Source organism: Candidatus Nitrosotalea sinensis (assembly GCF_900143675.1).
Taxonomy (GTDB): Archaea; Thermoproteota; Nitrososphaeria; order Nitrososphaerales; family Nitrosopumilaceae; genus Nitrosotalea; species Nitrosotalea sinensis.
Window position 1 is genome coordinate 1 of sequence record NZ_FRFC01000009.1, and the last position, 22,855, is coordinate 22,855.

Here is a 22,855-nt window from a genome sequence, read left to right on the forward strand (position 1 = left end):
TTTCCTGTCTTGTTTCAAAATACTTGTTACCAGTGTAACCTGTTGAGCTTATATTTGCATATGCAGGAGCTACTTCACCTACCATTGGTTCTGCTGCACTAGGTGTTGGTTCTGGTGCTGCTTCTGGTTTTGGAGCTGGTTTCATTCCTGCTGGAAGTGTACCGTGAGTTGGACCTGATGCTGCTGGTCGTTGTTGTGGTTTTGGTTCTGGCTTTGGCTCTGGTTTTGGTTCAGATGATTTGAATCCTGCTGGAAGTGTACCGTGAGTTGGACCTGATGCTGCTGGTCGTTGTTGTGGTTTTGGTTCTGGCTTTGGTGAACTTGCCTGAGCAGGTTTGGATTCTGCTGGTTTTACCTGTGATGACAGGTTTGCAAGTTTTGCTTCAAGTTCTGCAATCTTGGCTTCAAGTTCTGCAGTGTTAGATCCTTCTGTAACCTTTTTAGTAGAACGTGCTTTTTTAGGCTGGACTTCTTTAGACATGTAGAGTTGTGAGATATAGCAGTTTATTTACATTTTGATCATGGGTAGGTTTACCATAATACATAGAAGTTTTATATGAAGCAAAGCCGTCCTTTAGGCATTGGACGATTTTGAGAAGGAATATCCTGGCTTTGATTGGAAAAATACACCAGCTTACCAGCATCCAGGAGGAAGAAATTGCCCATGCCCCAAACACGAATACATTAGAGAGCAGATAGGAGTTGCAAGGACAGTCAGCAAGTCTTCAAAGGAACCAAGCAATATAACACTCAAGTTCTGCCCCGATCATTACAAGGTATATCTCAATGAAGTCATCCCATCCATGCCACTAAAATACAGAATTTTGACAAAGATCTCCCTTAAGATAGGAGCAATAAAGATAGAGCAACTCAAGTATATGCAATCAGACCAATGCTTTTACTGTAGATTTGGATCTGGTGGACATGATAAAAAGAACGAACTTCCTCCGATATTTTAGATAGGACTTATCAGAACTTTTGGTTTGTTAGGAGTATCATGGTGACATCTTTTACCACAGAGCGGACATGTTATCCTATCCAGAAAGATGCATTGACAGATATGTGATTTCATATAACTGTCAGCAGTTTTTGAATATTCTCCAGTCCCATTACAAAAAGAGCATTGTGTATCAAGTAATGCAATCTTTCCCTGACCGCCACAAACTGGACATTTTTGCTCTGGCAACTTGATGGCATTTTCTTGGCAGTATAATTAAAGTTCTCGTGTTAGATATTTTTGAAAAGACAACATAAAATCCAGTTAAGCTTAATACATTATGTAAATTCACTAGATAATGTGCCTATTGAGGATCTTGTAGAGTTTATAGAAAAACTGGAAAATGCAGGAGAACTCAAAATAGTAAAGACCCAAGTTGATGCAAATCTAGAGATTTCCGAGATTCTCAGCAGAGTGATGTACTCAAACGGTCCTGCCATTCTTTTTGAAAATGTAAAAAATTATGATATGCCCGTACTTGGAAATGCATTTGGTTCCATGAAAAGACTTGAGATTGGATTAGAGATGAATGATTTCACAGAGATTGGACAAAGAATTTCAGACATGACAAGAATGGAAATGCCTACCGGAATTTTTGACAAATTAAGAAAACTTCCAGAGCTCTCAAAGATGACAGACATTGCACCAAAACTCCAAAAAAACGGTCCAGTTACAGAAGTAATAGAAAATACTCCGTCATTTGGAAAAATTCCAATACTAAAATCATGGCCAAAAGATGCTGGCAGATTTATTACATTTGGATTGATTGCTACCAAGCATCCAGAGACTGGCGTGAGAAATTTAGGAGTCTACAGAATGCAGATTATAGATGATACCCATGCTCTCATGCATTGGCAGAAACACAAGCGTGGTGCACATCATTACGACATAAAAAAAGAGACAGGAAATAAAATTGAAGCTGCGATAATAATTGGTTCAGATCCTGCCACAGTATTTTCAGCCGTAGCACCAGTGCCAGAGGGACTTGACAAGTATGTCTTTGCCGGAATTACAAGAAAAACCGGAATCAAGACCGTCAAATGTAAAACAGTGGATCTTGAAGTTCCAGCAAATGCAGAAATTGTATTAGAAGGATATGTAGATCCATCAGACATTAGAACAGAGGGACCATTTGGTGATCATACCGGATATTACACTCCCCCTGAGCCATATCCAACCTTTACACTTACAGGAGTAATGAGAAAACAAAAGCCAGTGTATCTCACAACCATAGTTGGAAAACCAATTTTAGAAGACGCATATATTGGCAAGGTGATAGAACGCTCCTTCTTGCCTTTGATAAGAATGTTCCATCCAGAGGTGGTAGATTTTTCAATGCCCGCTTCAGGTTGGTTCCAAGGAATGGCAATAATTTCAATCAAAAAGAGGTATCCGGGACAGGCAAAAAAAGTAATGATGGGTTTATGGGGAATGGGCCAGCTTGCACTTACCAAGTTTTTCGTAGTGGTAGACGAGGACATCAATGTCCACGATTTGAACGACGTAGTATGGGCAATTACTACAAGGGCAGATGCTGCAAGAGATACAATAATAATCAACAACACCCCCACAGATACGCTTGACCCTGCTTCCCCCTTTGTTAATCTAGGATCAAAACTTGGAATAGATGCAACCCAAAAAACAAAAGAGGAAGGATACCAGAGAGAAATTCAAGAACTTGTAAGATCTGATGAATCTACAAAGAAGAAAGTGGATTCAAGATGGTCAGAGTATGGCATCTAATAGGTTCTAACAACATTATAGAAATTATCTCGTTCCTCTACTTCATACCCTATTTGCTTTACTGCTTGTATTATTCGTGATCCTGTGAGTTCGGTAGAACGAGCACCAGTGCATGATACCACTTCTTCTCCAAGCAATGTACCGCCAAAATCATCTGCTCCATATTGTAATGCCATCTGCGCCATTGCAACACCATTTGTAAGCCAAGAAGATTGTATGTGAGAAATCAAATCATTGTACATTATTCTAGATATTGCAATCATCTTCAAGAGCTGTGTGCCTCCAGCAGGGTATTTTACAGTGTCTTGTTTTTGCATCAAAGTATTATTAGGTTCAAAACTCCATGGAATAAAGGCCATAAACCCATTTGTTTTTTCTTGGAGCTTTGCAATTTTCATAAAGTGTTCTGCTACATCATCTCTTGTTTCTACATGACCATACATCATTGTAGCAGATGCAGGAATTCCAAGATTGTGAGCTTCTTCCATTATCCTAAGCCAAGTATTGCTAGAAATTTTCTTTGGGCTGATAATCTGTTTTACAGAATCAACCAAAATCTCTGCACCTGCACCAGGGATGGATTGCATTCCAGAGTCCTTGAGCCTAGACAATACTTCTTTTGTGCTGGTATGTTCAACTTTGGAAATCATATCAACTTCAGATGCTGACAATCCATGAACTCCAACCTTTGGGAATTTTTTTCGTATCAGTCTAAATGCATCTTCAAAATATTCAATTCGAAGTGAAGGATTGTGTCCTCCTTGAAACATAACTTGTGTAATCCCAAACATCTCCCAAGCAGCTTTTACTCTAGATTCTATCTTGTCAAGTGTAACAGTGTATGATTCTTCATGACCAGGAGGTCTGTAAAATGCACAGAATTTACAATCAGTGATACAAACATTGGTATAATTTAGAATCATATTATTTACAAAAGAAGAGCGTTTTCCAAACTTCTTCCTTGTCAAGTATCCTGCAACAAGTCCCATCAAATGCACATCTTCTGAATCCAGCAACCTTTTACAATCATCTAATCCCGGTTTATTTCCTGCAAGAGAATTTTCCAAAATGTCACCAATTTCAGAATGATGTAGCTGCTCGGTTAGTTGACTCAATTAAATGAATTTTCTCTCTAGCGTATTTAATCGTTTGAGAACAAAATTCACGTATTTTTATTTATAACACAGCAACCTTCAGAAATAAAAAATAATTTCAAAACAGAAGATAGAATTTCATAGCTAGTCAAATGAAATATCGTTGTCTATACCCCCGCTATTTTTAAGTAGGGCACACCATCGATTAACTCCAATGGTAACAGGTCATCAAATTAGAATGAATCGTATTTTACGCAACGGCAAGATGCTCTGCATACCAATGGACCACGGCATATCCAGCGGTCCTCTAAAAGGAATTGAGAATCCTTACGACTTGATTTACAACTGTCAACATTTCGGACTTACTTCAGTCATAATCAATAAAGGAATTTTAAAAAATCTACCAAAACCAACTAAAATTGGGTTAATTGTACACTTTTCCGGCAGTACATCATTATCAGTATTCCCAAACAGAAAAATGCTCACAGGTTCAGTAGAAGAAGCATTAAGACTTGGTGCTGACGGAGTTTCACTCCACATCAACATAGGAGGAAAAGAAGAACCAGAGATGATAGAGCAACTTGGAAAAATTGCAGACGATTGTCACAAGTGGAGTATGCCCCTTTTGGCTATGATGTATCCAAGAGGTGAAAATGTAAAAAATCCACATGATCCAGAAATAGTCGGGCATGTTGCAAGAATAGGTGCAGAGTGTGGAGCAGACATTGTAAAGACATTATACACCGGAGATATTGATTCATTTAAAAAAATAGTAAAGAGCACCCCGGTACCAGTTGTCATAGCTGGTGGCCCAAAAGCAAAGACAGACAAAGATGTATTACAAATGACAGAAGAAGCAATGGAAGCAGGAGCAAAAGGAGTTACGTATGGAAGGAACATTTTTGAACACAAAAATCCTGGTAAGATGACCCATGCCCTTTCTGCAATAATATTCAGGAAAGAGACTGCAAAGGAAGCTGCAAAATATCTTGACCAAAAATAGAGAACTAATCATTGCTCCCAAAGTTTCAAAGGGACAGATTAGCAAATTCTTGTCAGAGATAGAAAAAGAAGGAATTCACATCGTGAATATAGATCCTTCCGACCTGAAAGGGATTAAAACCAAAGTTTCCACAATACATACAACAACAAGCTCTGATTATGTCATAGTAGACAAGGTAACCAAGATCAAAGGTAAGAAGACAGGGATGAAATTCAAAGTTCTTTCAAATGCAGATATTGAAAAAATATTACAGTTTGCAAAACAAGGATTAGATTTTGTCATAATAGAGGTGAAAGATTGGAAGATAATCCCCCTTGAGAACATCATTGCAAAGCTTCACAAAGTCCACACAGAAATATTTGCAGTAGCAAATACACCCGAAGAAGTTCGAAAAATGTTTTCAATATTAGAAATAGGTGTAGATGGAGTCATATTTTCAACTAGTTCAATAAATGAGGTAAAAGAGACACTGGTGTATCTTGGCACAAAGAATTTTGATCTACGACCTGCCAAGATTTTAGAAATAAAAGAAGTAGGAAATGGAGAACGAGTATGTGTAGATACTGCGTCCATACTAGGACGTGGTGAGGGTATGTTGATTGGAAGCAGATCAAATTTCCTATTCTTAGTACATAATGAATCAGTTGGTTCATCATTTACTTCACCTAGACCATTCAGGGTAAATGCAGGAGCGGTTCATTGTTATACACTATCTCCAGATGGAACAACAAATTATCTATCAGAGTTGGAAACGGGTTCAGAGGTTTTAGTAGTAGACTCTCATGGAAAGGCAAGAAGAGCTACAGTAGGTCGCTCAAAAATAGAGAGCAGACCCATGTTAATGATAAAAGCGCAAATAGATGATGAAATAGGAGGCATAATAGCACAAAATGCAGAAACCATCAGATTTGTGCGTCCAAACGGTCATCTAGTTTCAGTAACTCATCTAAAAAAAGGAGACATTGTCCTTGCGTATGCCAAACCTGCAACAGGCAGACATTTCGGTATGGAAGTAGACGACGAATACATTGTAGAAAAATAAAAACAATATTAGAAAATTATTATACTGACATGCAAGAGACTTTACATGGGTCTGCGTTGCAACATATGTTCTAAAGAAATAAATGAAAATGACGTAACAGTACACATAGACACCAAAGAACACAAAGATAACAAATCCAATATCAATACTAGTGGCAAAGGTTCAGACAAGAGTGTAGCAAAAATGTGGCTCAAATCCCTCACTTGATAAAGCCAAGTAAAACAACAGCAATCTTAAAAATAAAAAAGATGAATTAATCGAATTTCTTTTTCAGCTGAATTATTTCAGCCATCTCTTCTTTGAGATGTTTTTTCAAAAGAGATTCATGTTCTTTTTTGTGCCTCCAATACAGATTCATCATGGATTGTTTGGATCTGGCATGTTTTAGTGCAGCAGTATATTTCCTATGGCTTTTCTCAACAATACGAAAATATGACTTGCTGTTAGAAGTCACCATATCAGAATTTTCTGTTCTTAATAGATAACTTTTCCTACATAGTTAAACGGTACATTATAACGGTTCAGGCACTTTCCAATTAGGAACAAGCTGTAGCTTTCGAAGAGACGGTTTTTCAAGAGTTCTTTTTTGAGCAATTTTGACATATTTGGGAGATTTATCTACTCCAATATACTTCCGGTTTAGAAATCTCGCCATTTTAGTAGTCTGTCCGCTTCCAACAAATGGATCTAGTACAAGATCACCAACATTACTGTAGAGTTGTATTAGACGATATGGAATTTCTTCCGGAAATGCAGCAGGATGGAATTTCCTATAGCTTGGAGGCATAGGTGCAATGTGCCACACAGAATTCGCAATTTCTTTTTTCATCAAATCATTAATGATCAATTTACTCTTTTTATCCTTGATGTTATGAAACGGAAGCTTACGCAGAATTAAGATTTGTTCATGCATTATGTTTGGATAATAGTATGTCGGATACGGATGTTGTACTGTAACTCTAAATCTTTTTTTTCCACCTGTCACTTTATTCCAGATTATTTCTTCAAAAAAATTCCAGCCAATCTCTTTTTTTGTCAACTCGACAAGCAATAATGCTGGAAGCGGTAGTTTGTTTTTATTTTCTATTATTTCATTCCCTATAACAATGCAACAAAACCCTCCAGGTTTTGTCACACGATACACCTCAGAGAAGACTTTTCTCATATCCTCAATCCATTCCTCTAGAGATGTTGTTACGGTTCCACGATACCAGCCATCAGTATCTTGATGTTCCTGATAGTTTATCGCGTTATGATATGGTGGAGAAGTAACAGTCAGTGCTACTTTGTTTGCAGATAACTTGGAAAGATCTCTAGAATCAGACACAATGATGGAATTTGATTTCCACATTACATCCCTCAATCATTTTGATATTTAATAGTTGTAAAACAAAAAATTTAGTTTTAAAAATAAATCAAAAAATCACCTAAAACATGTACATAACGAGCATGTTTTAGACAATTATGCATTTTTCTTTACTTCTATTTCTATAGTAGATACGTTTCTTGAACGACCATCCAAAGACTGGAGTTGTTCAGATCCTATCTTGACTTGTCCTATAGAATATCCCGTGTTATCAGTTCTGCGTGCAATTATTTGTGCAACATCTACTGCTCTACCTATGCTTAGTCCTCGTGCTTTTATTACAACTTGTGGATTATTAGCAAGTTGAATGAGTGCAGAGGTTACATATGCCATAATTGGCTTTTTTCCTATAAAGACAGTATCTTTTGCTTCATTTTGTGCGTCTGTACTCATAGAGATATGTGGAAATGATCGTTTCATAAAAGTTTCTTCTGTTATCATTCCTTTCACATACACAAAAAAGACCATTCAAACACAGTATAGACAGTTTATCTAAGTACAAGTGAATAAAATTTTGTAATAGATCTTAGTTTTATCAATGTGAACGAATTGATGCTAATCTAAATATACTAGTAAAAGGTAGATGCTAATAATGTCCAACCAACAAATTAAGATCGGTTTGGTTGCATTAGCTTTGTCAACCATAATGGTTTTTGCAGCAGCATTACCTGCTGTAAATGCACTAACACCAAGTACAGTGTATGAAAGATTCTCCCAGAAAACAGACAGATTTCCAGGAGGACAGCACATTTGTGGAGAAAGCTTATGTTCACCAGATAATTGGGCAAAGATGAAGCAAACACTTCAGAATGCACAACATGATCCTAGCAAATGTAGCGAGTTGAGAGGATGGAAGTATTGTGGTCAAATAACCATCATACCAAAAACCTCAAGCAATTAGACGCAAACACATGGCAACCAAGGTCTGCGTAACAATTGCAGCAACAAATCCGGCTAAAGTTGTCAATGAGCTAAAGAAAGCTCTTGTCAAGTCAGATTATGCAGAACTCAGGTTAGATTTTTTAAAACCAAGTAAAATTCCTTTTTGTTTAACATTATCCAAGAAATATCTAGACAGATGCGTGTGCACACTACGACCGAAAACTGAAGGCGGTAAATTTTCAGGAACTGAAAAAGAGAGGATCTCCATATTAAAATTAATTGCAGAGTTTGAACCACATCTACTTGATGTAGAATACAACACATTGAGAAAGAACAAAGAACTTGAAAAATATTTCAAAAGTGCCAAGATACAGACATTGGTGTCATGGCATGATTTTGAAAAGACTCCAGACATGCAAACTCTTAGGTCAATGCTCAAAAACATGTCAAAGTTTTCAAAAAATATCAAGATAGTGACCACTGCAAAGACAATTGATGATACAATACGAATTCTTTCCATCTACAAGACTGCCGGAAAGACAAACCTCATTGCATTTGCCATGGGAGATTATGGAAGAATGTCAAGAATATTGTGTACAAAACTTGGAAGTCCCTATACGTATGTGTCGCTAGGCAAACCTGTAGCTCCAGGACAATTCAGTCTTAGAGAGATGCGAACGATATTAGCCCTTGAAGGCAAAAATTAGACTACAGTACCTAGCATCACGGTTTTGTCTCAAAGAACCGTTTAGTAAATTCAGATTCTGCTTTTTTAATTCGAGTGGAATCAGATATGTCATACGCCATATTTACAAGATCATGTCTAGTCAAATCTGTAACTAGTACATCTTCTTTTTCAGATTCCAAGGAATATTCAATGTCATTCAAGATATTCAAATTTTCATCTAGTAGATTTATGCATTCATCCAAAATGTGAATAAAATCATCTTGTTCTTCCATTACATAGGTAATCTACATATTCATTAATTAACCAATCTCAGATAAAGTCAAAACAGCATACTGTTATTATAAAAGAAAGAACCAAAAATAAGACATCAAGATGACTCAAAACAATGTGCCCAGAAATGTAATCATCACAGCCACAGTTGTAACTATTTTGTTGGGGATGTTTCGATTAATGCTATTTTTAATACTTGTTTGGGTTGCAGCATTATCATTTATCATCATTTATCAATATACATCGTCAAAAACTTCAAAAGGAAATTTTGTATGTTTGAATTGTGCCACAATACATCAAGGACTCTCTTGCCCAAAGTGTGGTTCCAAACTAAAAAAAATCTACTCACAAAATGATCGTTACGGGATTTAAGAGAGAACCAGACCATATTCGCTTAAATCATGATTTGCAAATGATATACTCATGACAAAGACATATGCAGTGATTGGTGATCCTATAGATCATTCATTCTCACCTGCACTCCATAATGCTGCATTCTTGTTTTTAGGTTTAGATTGTACATACATTGCATATAGAATCCCAAAGGGAGAATTAGAGTACGGCATAGAGGCTCTCAAAAAAATCAACATTGCTGGATTCAATGTTACAATTCCACACAAGGTAGACATGATGAAGTTTCTTGATGATGCTGATGACATTTGTAAGAAAGTCGGAGCCACAAATACTGTGATAAACAATGAAGGAATCTTCAAAGGATACAACACAGATGTAGACGGTTTTATAGATCCCATAAAGATGCGAAAAATTGATTCTAGTGGTTCAGACGTTTTATTAATAGGTGCAGGAGGTGCTGCCAGAGCTATAATAGTAGGATTCAGCAATGAGAAAGTCCGCAAGATAACGATTGCAAACAGAACACGCCAGAGAGCAGACGAAATGATTAGATTTGCACACAGTTTAGGATTAGAATCAGAATACCTGGATTTAGAATCAGCTGGAGAAGAGGCAGGCAAATACAAATTTGTCGTAAATGCAACATCAATAGGACTGAAAGGAATGGGCTGTCCAATTTCTACAAGAAACATAGGCAAAAACACCATAGTGTACGATATTGTATATGTGCCTGTAGAAACTCCCCTGATTGAGAAATCAAAGAGTCAAGGAGCGACCATCATATATGGGTGGGAAATGCTTCTTGCACAAGCAATGAAATCATTTCAGATTTGGACGGGTAGACCTGCTCCATACGAAGCTATGAAATTGACCTTACTTGGGAGATTTTAGATATGAATAAAGTTAAAGCTAGTATGCACGGTGCAGTATCTATAGTCAATGCCATAGCAACAGGAAAAGGTGCTACACTTGGAATATCATTAGGCATAGAAGCAGTAGTGGAAACTCAACCAGGAAAAGGCATAGTTTTTGAAAACAAAGAATCTACCCTTAGCTCTAGACTCATAAGAAATGTTGTTGAAACATCAGTGCCAAAAACAGAACTTGAAAAAAATAAAATAACAATTTTTGTCAAATCAGAAATTCCTTCAGGATATGGATTAAAGAGTTCAAGTGCAATATCTTCAATAGTATCTCTTGCATGTGCAAAACTTTTCAAGCCAAAAGCTACTGATCTTGAAATCCTCAGAGATGGGGTTAGCGCATCCATAAAATCCAAGGTTAGCATAACAGGCGCTTTTGATGATGCATGTGCATGTTATTTTGGAGGGTTTGTAGTAACAGACAACTCCAACATAAAGATCATCAAGTCAGAAAAAGCTCCAGAAGACTTGACTGCAGTAATATTCATACCAAAATCTAGAAAGAGAGGAAACGTGAAAAAATTAAAGACTCTAAATGGCGTTTTTGCACAAGCATGGGATCTTGCAAACAAATCAGACTATTGGAATGCAATGATACTCAATGGCTTGGCAACATCAGCTATCTTAGGATCTGATCCAAAAATCATAACAAGCCTATTGGAAAATGGAGCTCTTGGTGCATCAGTATCAGGCAATGGCCCTTCAATAGCTGCAGTAGTTAAAAACGACAAAGTTTCTAGCATAAAAAAGACATTTTCATCAATGGAAGGAAGTGTGATAGTATCACCAATCAGTAACAAAAAGGCTGAAGTCCATGAAATGTAAAGTGGACAAATCAATACTCACAGGTGTCATAGCATGCCCTCCAAACAAGAGTTATTCCCATAGATCAATATTTCTCGCTTCACTTGCAAATGGAAAAAGCATTCTAAGAAATGTATTACTTTCCAGAGACACATTGGCAACAGTAGAAGCATGTAGAGCATTTGGGGCAAACATAGAGATCAATGGTTCTACAGTCACTATACAAAGCAATGGAACCATAATTCCACAAACTAATCAGATTGACGCATCAAATTCTGGCACTACCATCAGAATTGCAACTGCTATTGCTTCTCTCTCTGACAAAACAATAATCCTTACAGGAGATTCAAGTTTAAGAAAAAGACCTATGCAACCTTTACTTGATTCATTAAATGCATTAGGAGTATCCACCACATCAACAGATGGTAAACCCCCAGTGGCAATAAGAGGAAAATTAATTGGCGGGACAACACGAATATCAGGATCAATATCAAGTCAATTCATCTCAGCCCTTTTGATTGCAGGTCCAAAAATGAAAGATGGTTTAACAATAGATATTGATGGAGATCTAGTATCAAAACCATATCTTGATGCAACCATCGCCACCATGCAGAAATTTGGTGTTGCTGTTAATGTAATATCACAATACAAACGATATCACATACCAAACCAAGAATACAAAGCAACTAATTTTGTAGTTCCATCCGATTTCTCCAGCATGGCGCTTTTACTGTCTGCAGCAGTATTAGTGGGACAAAATATGGAAATTGATGCATCCATTGGAGATCTACCCCAAGGTGACAGGCAGATATTGACATATCTAGAAAAATTAGGAGTAAAAATAAAAATTGCAGACAAGATAACCATCATATCTCCAGATCGTCTAAATGGAGGAAAATTTGATCTTTCCAACAATCCAGACCTATTACCACCCATGGCAATATTGGCATTAAAGACAGCAAAACCTATCGAGATTTACAATGTAAAACATGCCAGATTCAAAGAAACTGACAGAATAGCAATCTTAGCCAAAGAACTCACAAAAGTAGGAATAAGAGTTACAGAGAAAGAAGATGGCATGATTCTTGAAGCCCCAGAAACTCTAAAGAGTGCAGAGCTAGAGTCGTCAGAGGATCATAGGCTTTTCATGGCATTTTCCATAGTAGGAATGGTCATTGGAAACTGTATTGTAACTGATCCTGATTCTGTAGACGTGTCATATCCAACATTTGTGGAAGACATGAAAAAGATTGGAGCAAACATAACAATCTGAGTTTTGCAGAAGTCTTCTGAAACAAACTCAAATTCCTATAAGGAATATAAACATGTAAAAGGAAATTTTATCATGTCTACAAGTAGCATAGGCCAACGTTTTATTTTTACAAGTTTTGGAGAAAGCCATGGAAAGTGCATAGGTGCCACAGTAGACGGCTGTCCAGCAGGATTGAAAATTGAGGAAAAGGACATTCAAGAAATGTTAGATTTACGCAAACCCGGTCAGTCAATTATCACAACCCAAAGAAAGGAAGAAGACAAGGTAGAGATTCTTTCAGGGGTATACAATGGACATACAACAGGAGCACCAATTACAATGATCATCTGGAACAAAGATCAACGATCACGCGATTATGACAATCTTGCAATCAAACCAAGACCAGGGCACTCTGACTATCCAGCTTTTATAAAATACAACGGGTTCAATGACATTCGCGGTGGAGGTAGATTTTCAGGAAGACTGACCGCCACATTTGTAATGGCAGGAGCAATAGCAAGAAAGCTTCTTTTGGAAACATTAGGAATTGAGACTTTTTCCTACACATGTAAGGTTGGAAATGTAAGTATGAAAAAACAAGCCACGATAGGTATGAAAAATTCAATATACAAAAATGAGGTGAGATGTCCTGATTCAAAGATTGCTGCAAAGATGCGTGAAGCAATTCTTGCAGTAAGACGCAAAGGCGATTCCGTTGGAGGAGTAATTGAATCGATTACAATGAATTTACCAGTAGGGTTAGGTGAACCAATTTTCGGTTCTCTAGAGTCAGATCTTAGTAAGGCTATTTTTTCAATTCCAGCTGTAAAGGGAATTGAATTTGGTTCCGGTTTTCATGGTTCTACTTTACAAGGTTCAGAAAATAATGATGAGTTCATAATTAAAAATGGAAAAATTCAAACAAGAACAAACAATGCTGGTGGAATTCTAGGAGGCATATCTACCGGCATGCCATTAGTTTTACGAGTAGCGTTTAAACCAGCTTCATCAATTGCAAAAAAACAAAGAACTGTTGATCTACATACAAAAAAACCCTCATCATTAATAGTACAAGGAAGACACGATCCATGTGTAGTTCCACGTGCACCACCTGTAGTTGATTCATTGGTATCAGTAGTACTGGCAGATCATGCAATAAGGGCAGGATTTATCCCTCAGGTCATAAAGTAAGAGATGTCAGACATTAACAACCTCCGTGACAAAATAGACAAGATAACATTCGACATATTGAGACTGTTTAAAGAACGAAATGATATTGCAAAAGAGATTGGAAATCTAAAGAACAATCTAAAAATGAATATCACAAACGAAGAGAGAGAAAATCAATTGCGTGTGAAGGTTCTCTCCTTATGTAAAGAGATAGGACTAGAAGAAAAAATGGCCATGAATATGTTAAATCTCCTCTTGAATGAATCAGTCAAGATTCAATCGTCAGAAAAACAGACACATTTGACAATATTTTTGAAAGCAAAAAAGATGGAAAAAGAAGGCAAAAAAATAATTCACATGGAAGTAGGAGAACCTGATTTTCTACCCCCTCAGATAGTCAATAATGCTCTTTCAGAAATATACCATAAAGGATATACAAAATATGGAGATTCAAAAGGAATGATAGAATTCAGAGACGCTCTTTCAAAGTACATCTTGAAAAAATTTGGTGCAAACACATCATCTCAAAATATTCTGATATCTCCAGGAGCACGCTTCTCGGTTTTTCTTGCAATATCTAGTTTGTTAAGTCCGGGAGATGAGATCATTGTAATAGAACCAGCATGGCCTGCATACAGGGACAATGCACTAAATTCAGGAGTAAAAGTCAGAACAGTACATACAACATTAGAAAACAAGTGGGAACCCAAGATTGAGGATATTGAAAATACAATAAACAAGAATACAAAGATGATAGTTCTCAATTATCCAAATAATCCTACTGGTAAAATTCTTCCAGCATCACTACAAGACAAGATAATAGAATTAGCAATAAAAAATGACTTGTACGTATTAAGTGATGAAATTTATTCAGAATATGCAAACAAACCCTGGAAGAGTGTTCTCACATATGGATATCCCAAGTCAATAATAACACAATCATTTTCAAAATCACATGCTATGACCGGTTTTAGAATAGGATATGCAATATCAAGTCCAGAAATAATTGAAAAAATGTCAAAACTACAGGCCCTTGCACTTACAAATGTATCAGAACCAATTCAATATGTAGCCATGAGAGCATTGGAAGCTGATACATCGGACAATGCCAAGATCATAAGAAATAGACTAAAATCAATAATAGAAAAGGCAAAAACCATGGGATTAGATTTTGTGGAACCAGATGGTGCGATGTATCTTTTTGCCAAAATAAGACAAGAGAACTTTGATTCAATAGAATTTACAAGTAAGCTTTTAGATGCAGGTGTTGCAATAGCTCCTGGAGATGGTTTTGGTAACTATAATGGGTTTGTCAGGATATCAGCCTGCCAGCCAGAAGATACACTTAATCAGGGAATGCAAATAATAGAGGAGAGGTTGAAAAACAAATAATGAAAAAAAAGATGGCAGTAATTGGTGCAGAGGGACAGATGGGAAAATGGTTTTCAAAGTATTTCCTTGACAAGGGTTATGAAATAATAGGATATGACTCGGAAAAAGAGATTTTAAACAAGTCAATTACAAAAGCCCAATCTCTGGTTGGTGCTATTTTGGCAGCAGATTATGTCATCTTGTGCATACCAGTTAAACGAACGCCTGAAACAATAAGGCTAATTGCAAAAGAGATGAAACGCGATTCTTATCTCATAGACATATCTTCCCTCAAAACAAAAACAGCTGCAGCACTCTCAAAAATACCAGACAAGGTAAATCCAATTTGTATTCATCCAATGTTTGGACCAGGAACTAAGAAACTCAAAGGACAAAACATCATATCCATTCCAATAAGAGACGCAAAAAAAGAAATGGCAGTTGCCAAATCATTGTTTGAAGAAGCAAACTTTGTTCAAATAGATGCTACAGAACATGACAAAAAAATAGCAATGGTGTTAGGAATGCCGCATTTAGTAAACTTGGCACTTGCCAACATATTTGCAAAAGAAGAAAACTTTTCACTGGTTGAAAAAATGGCAGGAACTACATTCAAGGCACAAAAATTTCTTACCACAGGTATAATGACAGAACCTCAGGAGCTTATTGAAACAATAATTTCCAATCCTGAAATAAGAAGATATGCAGAAGAATTCTGGAAGGACATTGGAAGAATGTTAATTTTGATTCAAGAAAATAAAACAGAAGAGATGATAAAATACATTGCAAGTGCAAAAGAAAGACTTGCCAAGAATATTGATCTTGAAGAATCATACAAGAAGCTTGTTACAATGGTAAATTCCATAGAAAAATAATTGAAAACCACCAAAATAGTAACATCTTTTCTTACACAGGGTGACAAGTATCTCATCCTCAAACGTAGTAACAAAGTTAGGACAATGAAAGAGTTATGGGCAGGAATAAGTGGCATCATCGAAGGCAATGAAGAGCCATTATACAGAGCAAAGAAAGAGATACACGAAGAGACGAATATTACAGAAGATCAAATAACTCTAATTCGTACCGCTACACAGATGAGAATAGACTCTCCTCAATACAAAGATCATGAGTGGTTAATTTTTCCATTTTTATTTTCAGTAAGGGAGCCAAAGATACGATTGAATTGGGAAAATTCAGATTATCAATGGATAACCATCCCAGATCTTGTAAAATTCCAAACAGTCCCAAGCCTTGAAAAAGTACTAACCAGTTTGCTGTAGATTTTCTACTTCTGTTTTTGCCAATCTCTGCTGTGGTAGCATTATGTATACACATGCACCACCACACATGGTACATGGAACAGTGTTTCCCTTCAATTGGCCAGTTCTTGCATGTATACGAGATGCTTCTTCTGGATCAATTGAGAGTGCAATTTGTTTTTCCCAATTCAGTGTTCTTCGTGCTTCAGTCATTTCGGCATCCCATTTTATTGCCTTATCCCTGAGTTTGACAAGATCACCTGCATGTGCTGCAATTCTATATGCAATCAATCCAGCTTTGACCTCTTCTGCAGTAGGCAATGCAAGGTGTTCTGCAGGAGTTAGATAGCACAATAAATCAACACCTTCACTTGCAGAGACTGCAGCACCAATTGCGCTTGCAATATGATCATGACCTGAAGCGACATCGGTAACCAGCGGACCTAGAACATAATATGGAACCTCACCAATCAAAGACTTGGCCAATCGCACATTTGCAGCTACTTCATTTAATGGGACGTGTCCAGGCCCCTCAACCATCACTTGGACGTCTTTTTCATGAGCAGTTTTTGTCAGTCTTGAGATATTTATCATCTCTTGTACTTGGAGTTCATCATGAGAATCAAGTATGGAGCCAGGTCTTAGTGCATCACCAAGACTAAAAGTGACATCATGTTTTCGTGCAAGTTCTATAAGATAATCAAAGTGCTCATAGTATGGATTTTCTTTATCATATTTGAGCATCCATGCAGCTGTTATAGTTCCACCCTTGCTTACTATACCAGCATGTCTGTTGACTGCAAGTATACGTTTTGCAATATCTTTTGTAATACCAGAATGTATAGTAGTGTAATCCACCCCATCTTTTACATTACGTTCAAACGCGTTTAGAAAATCATCTTCTGTGATATCAAGAGGATTTTTGTGTTTTTCCACACCATAGTTGTATGCTTCATAAACTGGGACAGTGCCAAAGGCAATAGGAGCTGCTTCCAATAGTCTTCTTCTAAACACCCCAACATCTCCACCATCACTAAGATCCATGATAGTATCAGCATGATATCTTATTGCGACTTCAGCTTTTCTTACTTCCTCCTCAAGATTTTGATTCAATGTAGAATTTCCAATGTTTACGTTTACTTTTGTTTTCATCCCTTTTCCTATTCCTACTACTCTAATCTTCTGCTTCCTAGTATTGTTATGAGGAATTATAATAGATCCATTTGCAATCTTTGGAATTAACCAATCTAATGTCACATCCTCGTCATGTGCTACCGCTTTCATTTCATCTGTAGCAATTCCTCTCCTAGCCGCGCTCATTTGTGTAGTCAAATTACTATTTTTATCCAGTGATTGGATTTAAACGTGAGTTTCTAAACCAAAGATCATGAATGTGTTATCTATTGCCGGTTCTGATCCGTCCTCAGGTGCAGGCATTCAAGGTGATATCAAGACATTCCAGTCTCACGGAGTGTACGGATTATGTGTAGTTACTGCAGTCACAAGCCAAAACACATCCAAGTTTTTTGATGTAAAACCGGTGGCACCATCACTTGTAAAAAGCCAGATAAGATCAATTTTAGAGGACTTTAAAGTAGAAGCAATAAAAATTGGCATGGTATACAACAAGCAGACAATTCAAGCAATACATTCAGAACTTAAAAATATCAAAATTCCCATAATTCTCGATCCCATATTCAATTCCACAACTGGTGGAATTCTCCAAATGTCAAGTGCATTGAAAGATTTTAAGAAATTTTTGATACCAATGTCACATGTAATTACACCAAATACCATAGAAGCTCAGAAAATCACCAGAATAAAAATAAAATCAATGAAGGATATGAAAAATGCAGCCATAAAGATTCAGGAAATGGGAGCAAAAAATGTCATAATAAAAGGAGGTCATCTTGTCGAAAATGACAAGATTACAGACATACTATTGGCTGGCAAAAGATTTCATACATATCATCATGAAAGAATGAGCTTTGGTAACCATGGAGGCGGCTGTACTTTTTCAGCATCATTGTGTGCAAATATTGCAATTGGAAAAGACCTTGCAAACGCAACAGATTCTGCCCGTCTTTTCACCATACAATCTATGAAAAACTCAGTAAAAATTGGAAGAGGTGTGCAGATCACTAGTATTAGAGACAAGATCGAAAACGAATTACATCGTGCAATTACAGAATTTTGCTCAATACCGTCCATATCAGAACATATTCCAGAGTGCCAAACAAATTTTGTATACTCCAAACTAAATCCATCATCACTAAAAGATATCATGGGATTAGAGGGAAGAATTGTAAAAACAGGAAGAGTTGGAACTGTTGCAGGCAATCTAAAGTATGGAGGATCAAAGCATGTTGCATCGGCAGTATTAGAAATGGCAAAAAAATTTCCATCATTCAGGTCTGGTATCAACCTGAAGTATGATGAAAGAATAATCAGAAAAGCCATGACAAACGGATTGAAGGTTGCATCATATGACAGAAACAAGGAAACTCAAGAGAACAAAGAGAGAGAAGGAAGCACAATATCATGGGGTATCAAAACTGCAATATCAGAGTTGCAGGTTGCTCCAGACATTGTATTTCACAAAGGAGATTTTGGAAAAGAGGCAATGATCATAGTTTTTGGAAGAAATCCAGAAGATGTGTTAAAGAAAACGTTGAAAATAACACAAATTCATCCTTCAACATAAATACCAGAAATTCAGAAAGTTCAGTGTGAAAGCAGTAATCTTAGCTGGCGGTCTTGGTACAAGACTTCAACCATATACAATATTTCTCCCAAAAGCAATGCTCCCTCTAGGAGAAAAGCCACTTTTAGAACACCTAATAGAATGGGTAAAAAAAGGAGGAATTGATTCTTTTGTACTTTGTGTTAGCTATTTAAGAAAAACAATTGAGGATTATTTTGAAGATGGAAGTAGATTTGGAGTAAAAATAGAATATGCAGTTGCAGACAGACCTCTTGCTACTGCAGGTCAATTAAAGACAGCAGAAGAATTCATCGATGATACTTTTGTCTGTTTGTACGGAGATTCAATATTTGACTTTAATTTAAAAAACATGATAGATGTCCATCGTAGAAAAAAATCATTTGCTACCATGGGGTTGTTTGAATACAAAACCAAATTACAATACGGATTCATAGAAACTGACAAATCAGGAACAGTAAAAGCATGGCGTGAAAAACCAGAAGTAACTGGAAACATAAACATAGGATGTTACGTCATGGAACCAGGAATATTCAAATTCATACCTCAAAACAAACCATATGGAATGGATGATGTCATACGCAATGCCATTGCCAAGAAGAATAAAGTAGGAGGATACCTCATAAAGAGCGGATTTATCGACATAGGCGATAAGATGTCATATAGACGAGCCTACCAACAATATATCACTAGATTGGGTCGGATTTAGACCGAGAATATGTCAACAATAAAGATTCGCAAACTACAGAAAAAAGACATTCATAATGGATTCCTGTCATCGCTTGATTCTCTTAGAAAAACAAGCGACCTAAAACCAAAAAAAGCAAATATGATTTTCGATAAAATATCAAAAAATCCACATCAAATAACATATGTTGCGATAAAGAACAATGAGATAATAGGTACTGCAAGTATCTTAATAGAACAAAAATTTATTCATGATGGAGGCAAGGTTGGTCACATTGAAGATGTGGCAGTAAAAAGAGAGTTCCAGGGAAAAGGAGTAGGACAAAAGATAGTTTCAGAACTCCTAAAATATGCAGAGAGACAAGGTTGTTACAAGACAATTTTAGATTGTACAGATGAATTGACGCAGTTTTATGAAAAAATTGGATTCAAAAGACATTCAAACTCTATGAGATTTGATCATCTATCAAAGAAATAATCTCTTTGGGGCTTTGGTTTTACCCTAAATAACATAGCTCCTATGACAATAACTGGAATAGACGTAGCAGAAAAGACAATTGGAGAAAATGTAAGTTCAGGTACAACATATGCAGGAACAATCTTTGGGATCATAGTACCAATGTAGTACATTCCCAGAATCGTGATCACTCCGCCAGAGATTAAAAGAGAACCAGATAATCGTGAACCGTATCTTCTTGCAAGAATGAAAGAAGAACCTGCAAGAACCAGTGCAGGGGCCACACTGATTGATATGAATTCTTTAATTTGTGAAGATGCGTCAATATCATGAGAAGGGTTAGAGAGATATACACAGATAGATATCATTTGAGCTACAAACATTGCAAATAGACCAAGACTTGCAGCAGCCACCCATTTTTCAATTGCCACGAGATTCTATCTCTCAGATCAATAAATAAACCAAATGATTGTACTATACTATTCCAACAAGATTTGCAAGTTCCTTTCTACATGCGGAACCAAGTTCTTCTGCAGCTTTTTCAGGTGTGACCTTGTTAAGAAATACACCATACCCTCTTTCCAATCCAGACCAAGGATCAGCTTGTGGATATACTTCTATATGCCAATGGATTTGGCGATTATTTTTCTTTTCAGGTGACAAGTGAAATACCATGTTGTAGGATAAGTTTTTCATAGTATTTGCAAGCCCTCCCAAAGTAGCACGCAATATTAAAGATAAATCGTTTATCTCTTTTTGAGTTATTTTCGAGAAACTTGTAATATGTTTTTTCGGATATATCCAGAACTCATAAGGATGAGATGGAGCCCATGGACAAAATGCAATAAAACCTTCAGTTTGCAGTATTTGTCTCGGTCCTCCTGTTTCAGTACTAACAGTTTGACACATTGGACATATTCCTTTTTCATTCAATATTTTGTGTGCAGCCTCTGCTTCTTGTTCTATGACAGGAGGAATTGTGGAGAATGTAACTACATTAAGATGCGCATGAGTAGTAGAACCCCCCGCCTCTTTTCCATGATCTACGTATATTGACACATATGTTACACCACGTTGTGTGTATAACCACCGGAGCCTGTCCTGTATTACTACAAGCACATTAGACCATTGCTCTGTAGAAATTGTAGCAAGAGAATCTTTGTGTTTTTCAGATGCGACAACCACGTAATGATAGCCATATGCAGGTTCACTGTAAAGAGGCCTATCACTATACGAGTTTTCAGAGGTAGTAGTTACTATAGGATTTTTACTTTCAAATACACGTACAGACCAATTTTGAACATAATTATCTTCAGTATCCTGAAGTCTCTGTAACATTCCATCTTTTGCGACAAGTGAAAGCGTAGATGGATTTGTCATAGACTCATTCCCAGGACAATACGGACATTTTTTTGAATCCGCTATAGCATGATTTTCAGGCGATGTTATTACAAACCGATCTATAGAATAGTCTTTTCGTAAGTCCCCCATACTGCTACAGTTTGGATCTAGCAATTTAAAACCTTTGCAGAGATCGAACATATGCTCAAATGCAGTGCAGTTTTGACTTGCATAAAAAATTAAACTTAAATTGGAAGATCAGATCTAATAGATCGATTCATGTCTACCACATCGCTAAGAAAAGATCATGCCCTGATTGAAAAAGTTCTCAAATCAATGTGGTCTACAATTCCTTTACTTAAATCAGGAACAACCATACCAGAGCCAATACTAAACCAAGTTATTGATTTTTCAATTAATTTCACAGATGTGTGTCATCACGGTAAAGAAGAAAATTCTTTGTTTCCTGAACTTGAGAAGAAAGGAATGCCAAGAAACTCAGGACCCATAGCAGTGATGCTGATGGAACATGAGGTGACAAGGAAAATAGCAACCAGGATGGATGCATCATCCAAGATATATCTCCAAAGTGGAGATGCAACCCAATTGATAACAGACATGCAAGAATACATCAATCATGTAGTACAACACCTATGGAAGGAAAACAATAGATTATTTGAGATGGCAGAAATGGCCCTCAGAAATGATGTAGACCAAGTTAACAAGAGCCTGCAAGAAGTAGAAGATGTAAAACTCAAAGAAATAGGCAAAAAAAGAGAAGATTATGAGAAATTTGCAGATGAGTTTGCAAAGCAATTTCCACCTCAAGAATAATAGAAGCCAAAATCAAGATTTCATGAAGAATGCGATGTTAACCATACAAGTTTATACAGACAAGACGGAATAGTGATACAATGAGCATAAAGACCGGAAACAGAGTCAGAATCGAGTACACTGGGACTCTCGATGATGGAACAATTTTTGATAGTTCAACTGAACATGGAAAACCACTTGAATTTGAGGTAGGAAGTGGTCAAGTCATAAAGGGATTTGACGATGCAGTAATTGGAATGATCGAAGGAGAAGAAAAACAATTCAGCATATCTCCAGCCGATGCATATGGAGAGCACGATCCAACGCTAGTTCAAAAAGTGCCAAGAGAAATATTCCCTCCAGAAGCAGAACTTGCGCCAGGATTATTGTTTGAAGCAGGACTTCCCACAGGAGAAAAGGTACCTGCAACCATAACAGAAGTACAAGAAGGATTTGTATCAGTGGATTTGAATCATCCACTTGCAGGAAAGAGACTCACATTTAAGATAAAAATATCAACAATATCCTAATTTTCCAAATTTCTTCAAATCAATATCGCGGATACAGTAAACAAATAATTTGAAATTAGATCGCTTAAAAAAATCAAGGTTTATGTG

At 36.8% G+C, this 22,855-nt stretch carries 27 protein-coding genes and 1 pseudogene; 19 read left to right on the forward strand and 9 right to left on the reverse strand.

Annotated elements, in window-relative coordinates:
- A pseudogene (locus NSIN_RS09585) lies at positions 1-481 on the reverse strand (hypothetical protein); the annotation flags it as partial.
- Between the two features lie 100 nt (positions 482-581).
- Here NSIN_RS09585 and NSIN_RS08785 point away from each other — a divergent pair.
- A complete protein-coding gene (locus NSIN_RS08785) occupies positions 582-959 on the forward strand; it encodes a hypothetical protein (RefSeq protein WP_101010856.1) in 378 nt (125 codons plus the stop codon).
- Between the two features lie 338 nt (positions 960-1,297).
- Positions 1,298-2,740 (forward strand): menaquinone biosynthesis decarboxylase, encoded by a 1,443-nt coding sequence (locus tag NSIN_RS08795; protein ID WP_101010858.1) that lies wholly within the window; start codon positions 1,298-1,300, stop codon positions 2,738-2,740.
- Here NSIN_RS08795 and mqnC read toward each other — a convergent pair.
- Positions 2,737-3,855, reverse strand: a complete 1,119-nt coding sequence (gene mqnC / locus NSIN_RS08800) for a cyclic dehypoxanthinyl futalosine synthase (RefSeq protein WP_101010859.1) — start codon at positions 3,853-3,855, stop codon at positions 2,737-2,739. The two genes, NSIN_RS08795 and mqnC, sit on opposite strands and share 4 nt — an antisense overlap.
- A 193-nt stretch (positions 3,856-4,048) precedes the next feature.
- Between mqnC and NSIN_RS08805 the strand changes: the two genes are divergently transcribed.
- Genes NSIN_RS08805 through NSIN_RS09565 form a run of 3 tightly spaced genes read left to right on the forward strand, consistent with a single transcriptional unit; the run spans position 4,049 to position 6,086 of the window.
- Positions 4,049-4,837, forward strand: coding sequence for a 2-amino-3,7-dideoxy-D-threo-hept-6-ulosonate synthase (locus tag NSIN_RS08805; RefSeq protein WP_101010860.1), 789 nt, complete (start codon positions 4,049-4,051; stop codon positions 4,835-4,837).
- Positions 4,824-5,879 carry a 3-dehydroquinate synthase II gene (locus NSIN_RS08810; RefSeq protein WP_101010861.1) on the forward strand — a complete coding sequence of 352 codons (1,056 nt, stop codon included), beginning with the start codon at positions 4,824-4,826 and terminating at the stop codon, positions 5,877-5,879. Before NSIN_RS08805 ends, NSIN_RS08810 begins: the two co-directional genes overlap by 14 nt.
- A gap of 45 nt (positions 5,880-5,924) precedes the next feature.
- A complete protein-coding gene (locus tag NSIN_RS09565) occupies positions 5,925-6,086 on the forward strand; it encodes a hypothetical protein (protein WP_165775301.1) in 162 nt (53 codons plus the stop codon).
- Positions 6,087-6,132: 46 nt separating this feature from the next.
- On the opposite strand, the gene NSIN_RS08815 is transcribed toward NSIN_RS09565, so the two are convergent.
- The 3 genes from NSIN_RS08815 to NSIN_RS08825 form a co-directional block, all read right to left on the reverse strand.
- Positions 6,133-6,336, reverse strand: coding sequence for a hypothetical protein (locus tag NSIN_RS08815; RefSeq protein ID WP_101010862.1), 204 nt, complete (start codon positions 6,334-6,336; stop codon positions 6,133-6,135).
- A gap of 54 nt (positions 6,337-6,390) precedes the next feature.
- Positions 6,391-7,230, reverse strand: a complete 840-nt coding sequence (locus NSIN_RS08820) for a DNA-methyltransferase (RefSeq protein WP_101010863.1) — start codon at positions 7,228-7,230, stop codon at positions 6,391-6,393.
- A 111-nt stretch (positions 7,231-7,341) separates the two neighbouring features.
- On the reverse strand, positions 7,342-7,638 hold the full coding sequence (locus NSIN_RS08825) for a DNA-binding protein (protein WP_101010953.1): 297 nt from the start codon (positions 7,636-7,638) through the stop codon (positions 7,342-7,344).
- Positions 7,639-7,837: 199 nt separating this feature from the next.
- Here NSIN_RS08825 and NSIN_RS08830 point away from each other — a divergent pair, with 199 nt between their 5' ends.
- Positions 7,838-8,146, forward strand: coding sequence for a hypothetical protein (locus NSIN_RS08830; protein ID WP_133124136.1), 309 nt, complete (start codon positions 7,838-7,840; stop codon positions 8,144-8,146).
- A 10-nt stretch (positions 8,147-8,156) separates the two neighbouring features.
- Positions 8,157-8,834 carry a type I 3-dehydroquinate dehydratase gene (aroD, locus tag NSIN_RS08835; RefSeq protein WP_101010865.1) on the forward strand — a complete coding sequence of 226 codons (678 nt, stop codon included), beginning with the start codon at positions 8,157-8,159 and terminating at the stop codon, positions 8,832-8,834.
- Between the two features lie 16 nt (positions 8,835-8,850).
- Here aroD and NSIN_RS08840 read toward each other — a convergent pair whose 3' ends face one another.
- Positions 8,851-9,087 (reverse strand): hypothetical protein, encoded by a 237-nt coding sequence (locus NSIN_RS08840; RefSeq protein WP_133124137.1) that lies wholly within the window; start codon positions 9,085-9,087, stop codon positions 8,851-8,853.
- 421 nt (positions 9,088-9,508) lie between these two features.
- On the opposite strand from NSIN_RS08840, the gene aroE reads away from it, so the two are divergent.
- The 7 genes from aroE (at position 9,509) to NSIN_RS08875 (ending at position 16,239) form a co-directional block, all read left to right on the forward strand.
- A complete protein-coding gene (aroE, locus tag NSIN_RS08845) occupies positions 9,509-10,330 on the forward strand; it encodes a shikimate dehydrogenase (RefSeq protein WP_101010868.1) in 822 nt (273 codons plus the stop codon).
- 2 nt (positions 10,331-10,332) lie between these two features.
- Entirely contained in the window at positions 10,333-11,187 is an 855-nt protein-coding gene (locus NSIN_RS08850) for a shikimate kinase (RefSeq protein ID WP_101010869.1), read from the forward strand.
- On the forward strand, positions 11,177-12,439 hold the full coding sequence (aroA, locus tag NSIN_RS08855) for a 3-phosphoshikimate 1-carboxyvinyltransferase (protein ID WP_101010870.1): 1,263 nt from the start codon (positions 11,177-11,179) through the stop codon (positions 12,437-12,439). Before NSIN_RS08850 ends, aroA begins: the two co-directional genes overlap by 11 nt.
- A gap of 72 nt (positions 12,440-12,511) precedes the next feature.
- Positions 12,512-13,609 carry a chorismate synthase gene (gene aroC, locus NSIN_RS08860; protein ID WP_177346307.1) on the forward strand — a complete coding sequence of 366 codons (1,098 nt, stop codon included), beginning with the start codon at positions 12,512-12,514 and terminating at the stop codon, positions 13,607-13,609.
- A 3-nt stretch (positions 13,610-13,612) separates the two neighbouring features.
- A complete protein-coding gene (locus NSIN_RS08865) occupies positions 13,613-14,980 on the forward strand; it encodes an aminotransferase class I/II-fold pyridoxal phosphate-dependent enzyme (protein WP_177346308.1) in 1,368 nt (455 codons plus the stop codon).
- On the forward strand, positions 14,980-15,834 hold the full coding sequence (locus tag NSIN_RS08870; protein WP_101010871.1) for a prephenate dehydrogenase: 855 nt from the start codon (positions 14,980-14,982) through the stop codon (positions 15,832-15,834). The genes NSIN_RS08865 and NSIN_RS08870 overlap by 1 nt, the downstream gene beginning before the upstream one ends.
- A complete protein-coding gene (locus NSIN_RS08875) occupies positions 15,835-16,239 on the forward strand; it encodes an NUDIX domain-containing protein (RefSeq protein ID WP_101010872.1) in 405 nt (134 codons plus the stop codon).
- On the opposite strand, the gene thiC is transcribed toward NSIN_RS08875, so the two are convergent.
- Positions 16,222-17,550, reverse strand: a complete 1,329-nt coding sequence (thiC, locus tag NSIN_RS08880) for a phosphomethylpyrimidine synthase ThiC (protein WP_101010873.1) — start codon at positions 17,548-17,550, stop codon at positions 16,222-16,224. The genes NSIN_RS08875 and thiC overlap by 18 nt on opposite strands.
- Before the next feature lie 55 nt (positions 17,551-17,605).
- Here thiC and thiD point away from each other — a divergent pair, with 55 nt between their 5' ends.
- Genes thiD through NSIN_RS08895 form a run of 3 tightly spaced genes read left to right on the forward strand, consistent with a single transcriptional unit; the run spans position 17,606 to position 20,105 of the window.
- The gene (gene thiD / locus NSIN_RS08885) at positions 17,606-18,922 is read left to right on the forward strand and encodes a bifunctional hydroxymethylpyrimidine kinase/phosphomethylpyrimidine kinase (RefSeq protein ID WP_101010874.1); all 1,317 of its coding nucleotides are present in this window, start codon (positions 17,606-17,608) and stop codon (positions 18,920-18,922) included.
- Between the two features lie 25 nt (positions 18,923-18,947).
- Positions 18,948-19,649: a nucleotidyltransferase family protein gene (locus NSIN_RS08890; protein WP_101010875.1), complete on the forward strand. Its 702-nt coding sequence runs from the start codon at positions 18,948-18,950 to the stop codon at positions 19,647-19,649.
- 9 nt (positions 19,650-19,658) lie between these two features.
- Positions 19,659-20,105: a GNAT family N-acetyltransferase gene (locus tag NSIN_RS08895; protein ID WP_101010876.1), complete on the forward strand. Its 447-nt coding sequence runs from the start codon at positions 19,659-19,661 to the stop codon at positions 20,103-20,105.
- Here NSIN_RS08895 and NSIN_RS08900 read toward each other — a convergent pair.
- The gene (locus NSIN_RS08900; RefSeq protein ID WP_101010877.1) at positions 20,087-20,515 is read right to left on the reverse strand and encodes a hypothetical protein; all 429 of its coding nucleotides are present in this window, start codon (positions 20,513-20,515) and stop codon (positions 20,087-20,089) included. The two genes, NSIN_RS08895 and NSIN_RS08900, sit on opposite strands and share 19 nt — an antisense overlap.
- 43 nt (positions 20,516-20,558) lie before the next feature.
- Positions 20,559-21,575 carry a galactose-1-phosphate uridylyltransferase gene (locus NSIN_RS08905; RefSeq protein ID WP_101010878.1) on the reverse strand — a complete coding sequence of 339 codons (1,017 nt, stop codon included), beginning with the start codon at positions 21,573-21,575 and terminating at the stop codon, positions 20,559-20,561.
- A gap of 129 nt (positions 21,576-21,704) precedes the next feature.
- Between NSIN_RS08905 and NSIN_RS08910 the strand changes: the two genes are divergently transcribed.
- Positions 21,705-22,259, forward strand: a complete 555-nt coding sequence (locus NSIN_RS08910) for a hemerythrin domain-containing protein (RefSeq protein ID WP_101010879.1) — start codon at positions 21,705-21,707, stop codon at positions 22,257-22,259.
- 80 nt (positions 22,260-22,339) lie between these two features.
- Entirely contained in the window at positions 22,340-22,768 is a 429-nt protein-coding gene (locus NSIN_RS08915; RefSeq protein ID WP_101010880.1) for an FKBP-type peptidyl-prolyl cis-trans isomerase, read from the forward strand.
- Positions 22,769-22,855: the final 87 nt, after the last annotated feature.